Origin of the sequence: Mucilaginibacter sp., from assembly GCF_028288185.1 — a bacterium.
GTDB lineage: Bacteria > Bacteroidota > Bacteroidia > Sphingobacteriales > Sphingobacteriaceae > Mucilaginibacter.
Genome location: NZ_JAQBOF010000035.1, coordinates 128,976 through 141,534 on the forward strand (window position 1 = coordinate 128,976; position 12,559 = coordinate 141,534).

Annotated in this window: 11 protein-coding genes; 1 reads left to right on the plus strand and 10 read right to left on the minus strand. The window is 40.0% G+C overall.

Features of this window, described 5'->3' with window-relative positions; all coding sequences use genetic code 11:
* Nucleotides 1-92 precede the first annotated feature (92 nt).
* The 7 genes from uxaC to JWQ34_RS15545 all read right to left on the minus strand — a co-directional run bounded on the left by uxaC (nucleotide 93) and on the right by JWQ34_RS15545 (nucleotide 7,680).
* Nucleotides 93-1,499, minus strand: a complete 1,407-nt coding sequence (gene uxaC, locus JWQ34_RS15515) for a glucuronate isomerase (RefSeq protein WP_299358676.1) — start codon at nucleotides 1,497-1,499, stop codon at nucleotides 93-95.
* Between the two features lie 72 nt (nucleotides 1,500-1,571).
* On the minus strand, nucleotides 1,572-2,594 hold the full coding sequence (locus tag JWQ34_RS15520) for a hypothetical protein (protein ID WP_299358678.1): 1,023 nt from the start codon (nucleotides 2,592-2,594) through the stop codon (nucleotides 1,572-1,574).
* A gap of 6 nt (nucleotides 2,595-2,600) precedes the next feature.
* On the minus strand, nucleotides 2,601-2,819 hold the full coding sequence (locus tag JWQ34_RS15525; RefSeq protein ID WP_299358680.1) for a hypothetical protein: 219 nt from the start codon (nucleotides 2,817-2,819) through the stop codon (nucleotides 2,601-2,603).
* 52 nt (nucleotides 2,820-2,871) lie between these two features.
* On the minus strand, nucleotides 2,872-3,642 hold the full coding sequence (locus JWQ34_RS15530; protein WP_299358682.1) for an HAD-IIB family hydrolase: 771 nt from the start codon (nucleotides 3,640-3,642) through the stop codon (nucleotides 2,872-2,874).
* A gap of 11 nt (nucleotides 3,643-3,653) precedes the next feature.
* The gene (locus JWQ34_RS15535) at nucleotides 3,654-4,676 is read right to left on the minus strand and encodes a class I fructose-bisphosphate aldolase (protein WP_299358684.1); all 1,023 of its coding nucleotides are present in this window, start codon (nucleotides 4,674-4,676) and stop codon (nucleotides 3,654-3,656) included.
* A gap of 107 nt (nucleotides 4,677-4,783) precedes the next feature.
* Complete coding sequence (locus JWQ34_RS15540; protein WP_299358685.1) at nucleotides 4,784-7,036, minus strand: c-type cytochrome; 2,253 nt, start codon at nucleotides 7,034-7,036, stop codon at nucleotides 4,784-4,786.
* A 242-nt stretch (nucleotides 7,037-7,278) separates the two neighbouring features.
* Nucleotides 7,279-7,680, minus strand: coding sequence for a c-type cytochrome (locus JWQ34_RS15545; protein WP_299358687.1), 402 nt, complete (start codon nucleotides 7,678-7,680; stop codon nucleotides 7,279-7,281).
* Between the two features lie 1,394 nt (nucleotides 7,681-9,074).
* Between JWQ34_RS15545 and JWQ34_RS15550 the strand changes: the two genes are divergently transcribed.
* Nucleotides 9,075-10,622, plus strand: a complete 1,548-nt coding sequence (locus JWQ34_RS15550) for an MFS transporter (RefSeq protein WP_299358689.1) — start codon at nucleotides 9,075-9,077, stop codon at nucleotides 10,620-10,622.
* A gap of 11 nt (nucleotides 10,623-10,633) precedes the next feature.
* On the opposite strand, the gene JWQ34_RS15555 is transcribed toward JWQ34_RS15550, so the two are convergent.
* The 3 genes from JWQ34_RS15555 to JWQ34_RS15565 are packed head-to-tail and all read right to left on the minus strand — an operon-like array spanning nucleotide 10,634 to nucleotide 12,514.
* Nucleotides 10,634-11,134, minus strand: a complete 501-nt coding sequence (locus JWQ34_RS15555) for an RICIN domain-containing protein (protein WP_299358691.1) — start codon at nucleotides 11,132-11,134, stop codon at nucleotides 10,634-10,636.
* 21 nt (nucleotides 11,135-11,155) lie between these two features.
* Nucleotides 11,156-11,611 (minus strand): DsrE family protein, encoded by a 456-nt coding sequence (locus JWQ34_RS15560; protein ID WP_299358693.1) that lies wholly within the window; start codon nucleotides 11,609-11,611, stop codon nucleotides 11,156-11,158.
* 9 nt (nucleotides 11,612-11,620) lie between these two features.
* Nucleotides 11,621-12,514 carry a c-type cytochrome gene (locus tag JWQ34_RS15565; RefSeq protein WP_299358695.1) on the minus strand — a complete coding sequence of 298 codons (894 nt, stop codon included), beginning with the start codon at nucleotides 12,512-12,514 and terminating at the stop codon, nucleotides 11,621-11,623.
* Between the last annotated feature and the right edge of the window lie 45 nt (nucleotides 12,515-12,559).

Genomic DNA, 12,559 nt, shown 5'->3' on the forward strand with positions numbered 1-12,559 from the left:
GTGGCAATCTCTACATGCCAGGTAATCATAAACCTATCGTGTAGAGATTGCCACACTCGTTCTTCATTCGTAATGACGTGGTTTATTATGTTCTACTCATAAAACCCAAAATACTCCCTGGCGTTATTGTAGCATATATCCTGTACTATTTTACCGGTCCACTCAATATCATTGGGCAACTCGCCGTTTTCAATATCGGTGGCTAACAGGTTACATAATATCCTGCGAAAATACTCATGCCTCGGGAACGACATAAAGCTGCGCGAATCTGTAAGCATACCCACCAAACGGCTTAATAAACCAATATTTGATAACGAGTTGAGTTGGTCTATCATCCCCCCTTTTTGATCCATAAACCACCAACCTGATCCAAATTGTATTTTACCGGCGACAGAGCCATCATTAAAATTACCCGTCATAGCAGCAAACAGGTCATTATTAACCGGGTTGCTGTTGTATATGATGGTTTTGGCCAATTTGTTATCAGTATCCAGTCTATCAAGGAACCTTGACAGCGCTTTTCCGTGACTAAAATCGCCTATCGAATCCCAACCGGTATCGGGGCCTAAAGTTGCCAGTCCGCGAGTGTTGTTATTGCGCAAGGCACCCAAATGATATTGCTGTACCCAGTTTTTTTCATGATCCCATAATGCAAACTGATGTAACATGGCCGATTTAAATTTCAAATTCTCGTCAGCAGATATGGCCCGGTTACTTCTTATTTTATTGAAGATGGTTTTAATTTCCCCATTTGTATAATCCACCGCATAGATATGATCTAAGCCGTGATCTGACAACTTACTACCGTTGGCTGCAAAATAATCATGGCGGTCCTTCAGGGCTTTTAAATAACTGTGCAGGTCGTTAATAGTTGTACCTGATACTTCTTCCAGTTTATCAATATAGGTATTTAACACCTCTATATTATCAGCATTCATTGCCTTATCAGGCCTGAATGACGGTAAAACTTTTACACCAAAATTATCTTGTTTTATTTTTTGATGATAATAAAGGCTATCCAACGGATCATCTGTTGTGCCTACTACCTCAACCTTAAAACGTTTTAATAAACCGCGCACACTAAACTCCGGCGACTGCAACTTCTCGGCACATTCATCATATATATTTTTTGCGGTAGATGGTGATAAAATTTCTTTGATACCAAAATAGCGCTGCAATTCTAAGTGCGTCCAATGGTATAACGGGTTACGTAAGGTATAAGGCACTGTAGCGGCCCATTTTTCAAATTTTTCTCGGTCGCTTTTATTGCCGGTAATATAATCTTCGTTTACACCGTTGGCACGCATAGCGCGCCATTTATAATGATCGCCGTTTAACCAGATGCGTGTTATGTTTGCAAACTGTTTATCTTCGGCTATTTCATCGGGCGGCAGGTGGCAATGGTAATCAATAATAGGCATCGATTTAGCATAGTCATGATATAGTTTTTGCGCAGTTTTGCTTTCTAGTAAAAAGTCATCGTCAAGGAAATTCTTCATTATGCGGTTATAATTTTGCAGACAGCAATTATACTTTTTATAACCTGCTTTATCAACTATAAAATCACTAAACTATGCCATCGTTTGCGGAGCGGAAAACGACAATAACTCGGCAACCAGCGCGGATAAACTTACCGATGCACAAGCTATAATATCATCGCCCGCACCATAGTAAATGTATAGCATATCATCAAACAAAGCGGTACCCGTAGGGAAGCACACATTGTCTACATCGCCCGCTAATTCATAATCCTGATCGGGGCTAAATAAAGCGTAAGGTAAACGTGCTATTTCTTTTTGCGGATTATCCAGGTCGAACAACGCAGCACAGGCCGAATATTTATATCCTTCATTTAAGTGTTCTACACCATGATAAATAATTAACCAACCATGCGCTGTTTCAATCGGTGGGCAGCCACTGCCAACATAACTTATCTCGTGCAGATATTTTGATGTTAACAGGATATTGTATTTTAAATTTGTGATATAATCTTTCCAAAAATCATCCGTTAACTCATCCAAATTATTAACCGCAACTATCTGTATATCGGGTTTAATGCGATGCAAAAAGGTGAGTTTACCATTTATCCTTCGTGGAAAGAAAACAACATCCTTATCCATCATAATAATATCGGGGTTGCCATAATCACGGCGGTACCGTTCAATAATATCAGCGTTGCCTTTTGCCAGTTTATCAAACTCACCGCATTTTAACTGGGGCACTATTATGCCTTGTTTAGTAAAATGTTGTAAATCTGTAGAGGTTGCTACCGCTCCCAACGCGTCATTGCCATCAAAAGCGATGTACGACAGGTAGTACAACTCATCAATTTTAACTATCCTGGGGTCCTCCATACCATGCTTTTCGTAATCATGCTCAGGCGATAATAGCGGGGCAATTAAACGGGTAGTGATCTTTAACGGCCCATCCAGTTTACAATAACCAATGGTTGATATATTGCCCTTGCGCACGGCACGATAAAAAAGATGTACAGTATTACCCTCTTTAACTATAGCCGGGTTTAAAACGCCTTCGTTTTCAAATTCGAGGTCGGTAGTCTGCAGGATGACTCCTTCTTTTTTAACTGTTATCATTAAGATCTATACAGATTTTTTAGAAGTAGCTACCACAACTATACCGCCAATTAATAGTATACCACCCAGGTAAGGAGGCCAGTTAACAGTTTTTTGCCTGTCGGCTGATACCTGTATCGGGCCGGCATCAATAATTTTTTCCTTTTTGGTATAGGTAAACCCAGTCCAAATGATCATGATGGCACCAACGATAATAAGGGCGATTCCGATTAGTTTAGTATTCATGGCAGTGTGTTTGTTATACAATAGGTTAATTATGGAAATTGTTTGATTAAAGCTAAAACGCATTATCATACTTTCCCTTTTTATCCAAACAAGCTATTATACCTTCAATCACACGCTTGGTTTCATTAGGGTCTTTTATACAGACAGAAGCAACACCGGCTTCTTTAGCAGGATAATCATTACCACCCGGGAAAATGGCATCGCCAATAAATATCATTTCTTTCTTTTTGATGTTTAATATCTCCTTGAGTTTTTTTATACCGTAGGCTTTGTCAATACCCGGCTTAGTAATATCAACCGATGTGGTGCCGCCTAAGTTCACAGAAAACTCCGGGATGGTTTTGTTTAGTGCTGCCTGTATCTTTTTCCTTTTAGCAAAGCCAGGGTCCCATTCTTTTTTAGCATCCAAAGGCGCCTGCTGCCCCAAAGCCGAGTAGGTGATCTGGCTGCCCCTATCCTCAATTTGTTCGCCCCAGGTTTTTTCAGGCTTGAAGCCTTGATCTTCAACTGCGGTATTTAATGATGTGATGATCTTCTTTTTTTCATCAGCAGTAAAATCTTCCGAATACAATTTTTTCCAGCCCGATTTATATTGGTAAAACTTAGTACCGCAGGTGGGCAATATAGATAAGTTTTTAAATGATTTTTTATTGGTTAGGTGTAGCAACACCTGCTTTTCAAACTGGGGCCAATCGCCGCCCGATATAATGGCAACTTTGGCAACATCAATCAGCGCGTTCAATATCTTTATCATCTCCTCATCAATGGCAGCCTTACTTTCGGCAAGCGTGCCATCCAGGTCAAAAACAATTAGTTTCTTCATATAATTTAATTCTACCAGGTTTCCAGATCAACGCTATATTCTCCCCTGCGTGCCAGGTTATCCATACTTGCTCTGAAATAAAGCATTTGCTGCGCGGCTATAACATTTTCGTCTTTACCCTTCCAAATCTCCAACGCCGGTTGCTGTATGGCCCTGGCAAATGAAAAGGTTAGCGGCCAGGGTAGTTTATCTTCATACTTAATATGCATGGCATTTAGATGGCCCGTTGCTTCCCATGGCTCCTGTCCGCCCGATAAAAAGGCTACGCCCGCAACTTCAGGAGGTACTGTTGCTAACAGGCACTCTACAGTCGCGGTTGCTACCTCGTCCGCACTGTTTTGTACGAGGCAATCTGTACCGGCAATTACCATATTGGGTTTTAACAATAAACCCTGCAAGTTCACTCCTTGTATTTTTAACTGGTTAAATAGTTCTTTAATGGTTTCTTCGGTTACATGGCGGCAGGCTTCAATCGTATGATCGCCATCCATTAAAACTTCTGGCTCCACTATGGGCACTATATTAGCTTGCTGGCACAATGCTGCATACTTGGCTAATGTTTGTGTATTGGCTTTTATATTTTCGTCAGTGGGTATGCCTTCACCTATAGTAATAACTGCACGCCATTTAGCAAAACGTGCACCCAGACTGTAATATTTATTTAACCGTTCGGGCAATCCGTCCAAACCATTGGTGATTTTTTCATTTGGCGATCCGGGCATTTCAACAGTTCCCTCATCAACCTTAATACCGGGGATAATACCAGCTTGCTTTAATACATCAACAAACAAAACGCCATCATCTGTTTTTTGATAGATGGTTTCATCAAACAATATAGCACCGCTTATACACTCGCCTAAGTTGGGTGTGGTAACTATTAGCTGACGATATTTTCTTCTATATTCTTCGGTTTGGGGGATACCGGCTTCGGCAAAGCGTTTATTGCAGGTTGGAAGGCTTTCGTCCATTGCTAACAGACCCTTATCCCCTGCCATTAATGCCGTTGCGGTTTGTTTTAATTCTTCAATATTCATAGCATAGCAACAACAAGCAGTAAGGCTAATTGTGTTGTACAATCAGCATAAAAAAAGGGACCGCCCTATTCGGACAGCCCCTTTTTTATTTTATCAATAAATTATATCTATCTACCTCTCATTGGCTTTATCAGGTCCAACTCAGGCATAGTATAACCTTTGGTACGGCCTGTTGTTGCGTCTCTTATTTTTTGCACATCTTCCGGCAATACCACACTTCCTTTGTTGCCAAAATCACTGCGGATATAGCTCAATACAGATGCTATGTAAGCATTATCATTACCGCCCAGCGCAGGCATGGCATCATTATAGGTAGTACCCCTAATTGGGCCGCTTAAACCATATAATAATATCCTTATCAGTTTATCAGGAGCCATAGCATTTACGTCAGGGTTTCCGGCTAATGCAGGAGCGGTCAATTCTGTTCCGCCTGATAAGATACCTTTACCATCCGCACCGTGGCAGGTAAAGCATAGTTGTTTAAATACGATCTGCCCTTGTGCAACCAGTTTAGCGCCTTGCTCATTTAACAATTTCTGCCTTGCTAATTGCTCTGCCCTTGCCCGTATTTTGTTCTCATAAGTTCTTTGCGAAGCAGCAAGCATTGGATCATCAGGATAGTTTTTGATCAGATCGGCAATTATTGCTTTTGATTTAGCCGAATTAACAAAGCGCATAGATAACAATAACTGGAAACGCACATCGGCGCTTAGGTCGGTGCTCATTTTCTCCAGCATATCAATAGCGTTGCTATCTTTTTTCATAAAGTCCTCGCCTATCCAAACGGTGGTTTTACGGACTTCCGGGTCTTTATCTTTTAAAGCTATTGCAAAAGTTTCGGCATCCATCGCGTCTAAACCGTTTAAGGTCCATAAAGCATGGATACGTGCTAATTGGCCGCCATTAACTGCCAATGCTTTTAAAGCAGGCACTACAGATTTATCGCCTCTGATAACCAATAGTTTTTGCGCGTTATCTCTCCACCAGCCATTAGGACTGTTTAAGTGATCAACCAATTGGGCACTGGTTTCTTCCAGCATGTGCGGACGCTCTTTTGATAATTTATAATCATCATGCACCAAACGGAATATACGGCCACGACCCACGTTTTTATCCAATCCTTTTTGACGAATCTTAGGGCGCAGGTAACTATCAGCTTTTGTCCATTCGCTTTCCTGGATTATGCCGTGGTACATATCTACAATATACATGCAACCATCCGGGCCGGTAGTGGTATTTACCGGCCGGAAATTCAGATCGGTAGAAGCCAGGAATTCTGATTTATCATACGCGTTCCTCAAAGTTATCTTACCATTGGTATTGGTTACTTTAGAACGGCGTATTAAACGGCCTACCGGCTCGCAAATAAACAGATCGCCTTTCATATCAGCAGGCAATTTATCACCCCTGAATATAGACTGACCGTTACTTGCAGTAAAGTGATTAAGCGTACTATCAGGCAAGCGTAATCGTCCAAAACCACCCTGTACATCAGGAGTAGTAACTATTGGCCATACGGGTATAAATTCCGGGTCATAACGGTCTCTAAAATCAAACTGGCCATAATGAACGTTTTGCTGGAACATTAAGGCAGGATCTTCGCCACCGGCTGACGAGTAGAATAAGCGTCCATAATCGTCATTACCCATGCCCCATTGTCCGGCGGTGCCTTCAACCAAAGTATCCGGTATTACTTTATCACCTTTTAGCGTATATCTTACCGGATCATAAGTTAAATACATACGGTTATCCAGGTTCCATATTAAACCGCTTTTTTGGTGCTCCAGGTTATTGGTATTGGTGCCATGGTTCTCATAAGCCAGCCAGTTTTTATCGGCTACGCCGTCACCATTGGTATCCTGGAAACAATAAACACTGTTTGTCCATGTTTGGCTTACCAATAAACGTCCCTTATCTAAAGGTTGCAGGGTACGTGGTAACATCAGGTTATCGGCAAATACGGTCATTTTATCCATAACACCATCGCCGTTGGTATCTTCCAATAATTTTATTTTACAGGTTGCTTCATGCTCATGGCTGCCGTTAACATCAAGCATATAGGTGTTTAGCTCGGCAACATACATACGGGCATCACCATCCCAGGCAATAGCAACGGGCTGGCTAACCATAGGCTCGCTGGCAACTAATTGCAGGTGATAACCCGGCGGTACATAAATATGCTTCATTTCCTCGATAGGAGATTTTGGGGTTGGGTCTGGATGCATATCAACCAATATACGGCCTGACGCATCACGCTGTACGGGATACTGGGTAACATACTTTTGTACCGATTTACAAGTGTAAAACAGCACTACCGATGCGCATACCACACTTAAAAGCCATTTGTAATTTTTCTTCATGTTTAATGGTTTATAATTCTATTTATAATATTTTAATATAGCATATCCTATCGCCTTAAATCATTGCGGTTTGGCGGATAGTATAGCATTATCTATATGGCCTAATTTAGGTTAGGTTTGGTAAAATTTTAAAAGCCGGTATAGTAATCTATATAAATATGATTGCTATACCGGCTAGTAAGCTTTATTATTTGGGGTTATAAACACATTGGTTAGATGTCATAACCTGTATAAGTTTGTTTTTATTTAAGCGATAAAATGTATTGTACCATTTTTTTAACATCAGCTGGTGGCACTGATGGGTGTGCTGCCATTGGTACTTCGCCCCATACGCCGCTACCGCCGGCAATTACCTTTTGCGTTAATTTTTCGTAGTTAGCTGCTGTTGCAGGATATTTTTTAGCAACATCAATATAAGCAGGACCTACAATTTTAACGTCCATTTTATGACAGCTAAGGCAATCATTCTTTGCAAGCAATTGTTTTCCTTCTTCAAGAGCTACAGCGCTTGGTTTAGCTGATACAGCAGTTTTTTTAACAACCGTAGTTGTTTTTTTGGTGGTTTTTTTAACAACTGTTTGTGCAAATGAGTTTACAGCAAACATTGCGATAATAAAAGCAGTTAAGATGGTAATCCTCTTCATGTTGGTATTAGTGTGTAATTTAAAATTGATTTTTATTGTTAGTACGACTTATTATCAGGAAAGAGGTTTAACAAGCGCACAAATGGTTTGCTTATACCTTTTTAATAACAGCGATGAACAAAGTTAATTAATATGGCTACAAAATCAATAGCTATGTAATACTTAAAACACTAAATGCATTTGCAAAGTTTATATCTATTTCATAGCATGAGCTATTAAAACACCATTAAAGTGCTTTTTTGAACTTTCAATACAGCTTTTTATGCGATAACAGAGCTTATGGCCAATGTTTGGTGAGATAAATACTACCATTTTTGTAGTATAATTGTTACTTAAAAAAGTAACCAACAAAAAAAGGGATAGCTTTTGCTATCCCTTTTTTTGTAAACTGGAGAATATATCCAATTAGTTAGCCCTTCTTGACTCAGCTTTTTTTGCTTGATAAGCTAAAGGAACAATAATGGCAGCTAATAATGCAACAACTTCTAATACTACTAACATGATGTTTGGTTTTAAATGTTTTTTAAATGATTATGTCTTTTATAGAAAACAATTATTTCTTTCTGATACGCCTGGTGATCTTACAATTAGCAGCCACATCGGAAAGAACAAACTGTATTCTTTCGTACAGCCTGCGTCACAAAATATGCCATAAAATTTTGAGGTCATTTGTGAGCCTCAAAGTCAAATTTTGAAATTAACTAATTAAAATAATCGTTTATAAATGTTAGATTTTCCCCGGATATTATTTGCTTTTTAAAATCTTCATGAAAAAAAAGGCTTATTACAAAAGGCAAAAAAAATAATTTTTAGAAAAAATCAGAAATCAATGCAAAAAACACTGTCAATTGGAAAAAATGCGAATTTTCTGCTCTTAAAACTTCAAAAAGTGATACAAAATGCAGTTTCGACCAAAAAAATAACGGCCATTTTAGGTTTTTGCGCAAAAAATATCATTTCTAAACTTCAATTAATATCACCTTAATAAAACAAAATATTTTTACGGCCAATTTGTCATAAACATGACATGACTGACATTTACTGACAAAATGTACGTAAAATAGCCTGATTTGAGAGTCGAAATAACAAAATGGACCACTACCAACTATAAAATCACCTAAAATACACCATGCCAATTTCATTTAAGCGATATAATGGCATTTTAATTATGATGTTTGTAATAAACGGAGGATATTATTGAGTAGTTATCATTTCGCGGCAATATTTTCGAAATAGCACAGGTGTTTAAGTATTCGTATTAACTTTTAATAATATAACAGCAAACCCACGCTTAACTTGTAAAAAAGCGGATATTCAATAGGTTTGTTCGCTTTATTTTTATCGTACCTTTTCAGAATAATTAAACTCATTTATTATTAATGCGTTAACTCTTTATGTCGACAGTAGCACTACGCAGCACGGCGGGCAAATGGATCATGGTATCAACCATATTGGCATCAGCAATGGCGTTTATTGATGCTACCGCGTTAAATGTTGTTTTACCATCATTACAACAAAGTTTAAAAGCTACCGGTGCCGATTTGTTTTGGATATTAAACGCCTATCTGCTCATGCTGGCCTCGTTAATATTAATAGGCGGCGCCATGGGCGATAAGCTGGGCCGTAAAAAGATATTTATGGCCGGCATATTTATATTTATCCTCGGGTCGGCAGCTTGCGGTATAGCCGACAGTGTGTTGCTATTGGTTGTTTTCAGGATTTTGCAGGGCATAGGCGGCGCGTTAATGATACCAGGGAGCTTATCCCTTATCTCGTCATCTATCAACGCTAAAGAACGCGGTAAGGCTATAGGCACATGGTCGGCTTTTACAACGGTGGTAACTATGGGCGGCCCCATATTAGGCGGCGCTTTGGCCGATGCAGGTTTATGGCGATACATATTTTTCATTAACGTCCCCATAGGGATAGCTGCATTATTAATGCTGGCATTTAAAGTAAAAGAGATAAAAGACGAGGATAATAAAGCCGGTCTTGATTTCCTTGGTGCTATAACCATAGCTTTAGGATTAGCCTTAATAACCTTTGGGTTTTTGCGGGTACCAACTGTGGGCCTATATAACATACAAACTTATGGTTCGCTGGTTTTGGGTTTGCTTTTTCTGATTGTATTTATCATCATCGAAATAAAAAGCAGCAATCCCATGATGCCGCTTAAACTATTTGCCAATGCAACCTTTAGCGGGGCCAATTTGCTTACGTTTTTCTTATATGCCGGATTAGGTGCGGGTATGTTGTTCTTGTCATTAAATCTGGTACAAGTGCAGGGTTATAGCCAGCTGCAATCTGGACTTACCTTTTTGCCTTTTACTGTGTTAATGATAACTATTGCCCGCTTTGCCGGTGGCCTGGCTGACAAACATGGCCCTCGGCTATTTTTAATTGGCGGGCCGGCAATTGCCGGAGTGGGTTTACTCATCCTATCCTTTGTTAAACAAACCAACGGACCGGCAGACTACTGGACCACCTTTTTCCCCGGTGTATTGGTTTTGGGTTTAGGCATGTCGTTTACAGTTGCACCGCTTACTGCCGCAGTTATGGGTTCGGTAAGCGATCATTTTTCGGGCACGGCATCGGGTATTAATAATGCTATGACGCGTATATCAGGTGTTTTTGCTAACGCGATATTTGGAGCGCTGGCAGTGCTGTTTTTTTCGGGAGCGTTGCAGCAGCAACTCAAAGCAATGCCACTTAACGCAAAGGATAAGCAATTAATAATGCAGCAAGCTACCAACCTGGGCAATGCTATAGTACCTATCAGCATTTCAACTACAAATAAAACAGCTATTGAGAAAGCCTATCATGCAGGTTTTATAAATGCGTATGCGGGCATTATGCGCATATCCGCAGGGCTGGGTTTTTTGGGCGCGTTTATGGCATTGATCTTTATCAGAGATAAAGCAGTAAAAAGGCTTGATAGCTAATCATGGAATAATTACATAGTAGGTACCTGCGGATAAATGTTCCACAACTGTTCGGGTGTATTACGCTTTGCTGCTAATATAATGGCCGAGTTAACCATACCTTTACTATCCGCCGGGGTTACATACAGATCAGTACCTTTTAGTTTGATTAGATAAGTATCTTTCTTAACCGCTATAAATTCATACTGCTGTTTGGTATCGCCGGGTACAAGTGGTTGCTCATCAAACGCTACATCAGCACTTGCCAACGTAATCGGTTGGAAGGTTTTATGTGTTAGCAGGTTTTGCAACTGGTAAGTGTTTTCATCTGTCTTTTTAAAGTTCCAGGTCATGCACTTCCAGTTTTCGGGGTAGTAGGCTACCAGTGGTGTACCGTTTTTTGATCCAGCATCTTTTACACGTAACAGCATACCCGTCTGCACGTTTTTGATAGCATAATCGCCTTTAATATCCTGCGAAAAAGCAGCAAACCAAAAGCTTACAAAAGCTATTAACAGTGCTGCTTTTTTCATAATAGTATATTTTGGCAATAACTATGGATGTACGATAGTCCAGCCCTCGTTACCTCGGATGATGATCTCGCCGTTACCACTTGGCACATAGCTTATAAAATCAAACAGGGTTGCTTTGTCTATCTTTCTTTCTTTTATGGTATTCTCGCACTCTGCCAATATTACGCCTTTTTTCTGCAAGCCCAATAGTAGCGATTCATACTTGCCCGATTTTAAAAACATGGTATAACCACCTGCAAACGCAACCAACTCTATCTCTACTTTACCTTTTAAACGTGGATCTTCCAGCGCATTATTGATATTACGCAGGGTCATACCAATTTTGGTGGATGCTGTATCATCAACAAAATAAAGAGCTTTGTAATGTGATAGTGAAGCTGTTGCCCCTTTAAAATCAGCGTTTGATGTTTGGGCTGATGCAGTTCTTATTGTCGCTACAGCTAAAATGATTATAAAGTATTTAAGTAGATTTTTCATAATATAAAGTTATGACTTTTTAGTTGTTGATTTCTGTTGATTATCTGCAATTGGTTTATACGGGCCAAATTTATGCTGGCTTTGGCTAAACTTATCCGCATAAGGGCCAAATGGAAAGTCTATGGGTTTTTTACTAATATCTTTCCAATCTTTATGCTGATCAAAATGCGGCCGTGGTTGCGAATTAACAAACGCCGCAACATTCCAGGCTTCTTCATCTGTTAACTGCGGATTTTTATACGTAGTACCAAACGGCATATTGCTCTTAACAAACGCTGCGAAAGTGGTTATCCTATACAAACCCGCACCATCATTATAACTATTTTTATCCCACAAAGGCGGGTAAATATAAACCGATTGATCTGCTGATAACAACCCGTCGCCTGTTGCGCCGTGGCAAACCTGGCATTTTTGTATAAATACTGTTTTACCTTTTATCGGGTCGGCGGCTTTATCCATATAGGCAAGTTTTAGCACACTACTGCCTGCCGGTTTTTGCCCTTTTGGCACATCCTTTCCCAGCCATTTAATATAAGCTATCATGGCTTTCATTTCCCGGCTTGTGGTATCTAAAGTCTTACCGTTTAAACTTCGCTGAAAGCAGCCATTTATCCGTCCGGCTATTGACATCACATTATTGGTACGCGGCATATATTGCGGATATGTCGCGGCGGTAGCCATTAAGTTTAATCCATAAAATTTGGTTCCTGCATCATTATGGCAATTTTGACAATTCATACCGTTGGTTAAGGCGGCAACTTTTCCTTTGGGCCCTAAATAATAAGCCGTGCGCGCTATCAGATCTTTGCCGTATAACAATTCCTTATCGGCAGGGAGTTTGGCGTTCTGCGACCGGGCGATCATCCCACTCAATAAAAAGAAAATAATAAGCCTAACGCGCATGGTTATAATTGTAGATGGCAAAATAACAAAAAAGCGAATAACCAA

Excerpts from the sequence above, each read along its gene's own strand:
- JWQ34_RS15545 (WP_299358687.1), bottom strand. The coding sequence starts at position 7,680 with ATGAAGAGGATTACCATCTTAACTGCTTTTATTATCGCAATGTTTGCT.
- uxaC (WP_299358676.1), bottom strand. The coding sequence starts at position 1,499 with ATGAAGAATTTCCTTGACGATGACTTTTTACTAGAAAGCAAAACTGCG.
- JWQ34_RS15565 (WP_299358695.1), bottom strand. The coding sequence starts at position 12,514 with ATGCGCGTTAGGCTTATTATTTTCTTTTTATTGAGTGGGATGATCGCC.
- JWQ34_RS15520 (WP_299358678.1), bottom strand. The coding sequence starts at position 2,594 with ATGATAACAGTTAAAAAAGAAGGAGTCATCCTGCAGACTACCGACCTC.
- JWQ34_RS15540 (WP_299358685.1), bottom strand. The coding sequence starts at position 7,036 with ATGAAGAAAAATTACAAATGGCTTTTAAGTGTGGTATGCGCATCGGTA.
- JWQ34_RS15530 (WP_299358682.1), bottom strand. The coding sequence starts at position 3,642 with ATGAAGAAACTAATTGTTTTTGACCTGGATGGCACGCTTGCCGAAAGT.
- JWQ34_RS15525 (WP_299358680.1), bottom strand. The coding sequence starts at position 2,819 with ATGAATACTAAACTAATCGGAATCGCCCTTATTATCGTTGGTGCCATC.
- JWQ34_RS15550 (WP_299358689.1), top strand. The coding sequence starts at position 9,075 with ATGTCGACAGTAGCACTACGCAGCACGGCGGGCAAATGGATCATGGTA.
- JWQ34_RS15535 (WP_299358684.1), bottom strand. The coding sequence starts at position 4,676 with ATGAATATTGAAGAATTAAAACAAACCGCAACGGCATTAATGGCAGGG.
- JWQ34_RS15560 (WP_299358693.1), bottom strand. The coding sequence starts at position 11,611 with ATGAAAAATCTACTTAAATACTTTATAATCATTTTAGCTGTAGCGACA.
- JWQ34_RS15555 (WP_299358691.1), bottom strand. The coding sequence starts at position 11,134 with ATGAAAAAAGCAGCACTGTTAATAGCTTTTGTAAGCTTTTGGTTTGCT.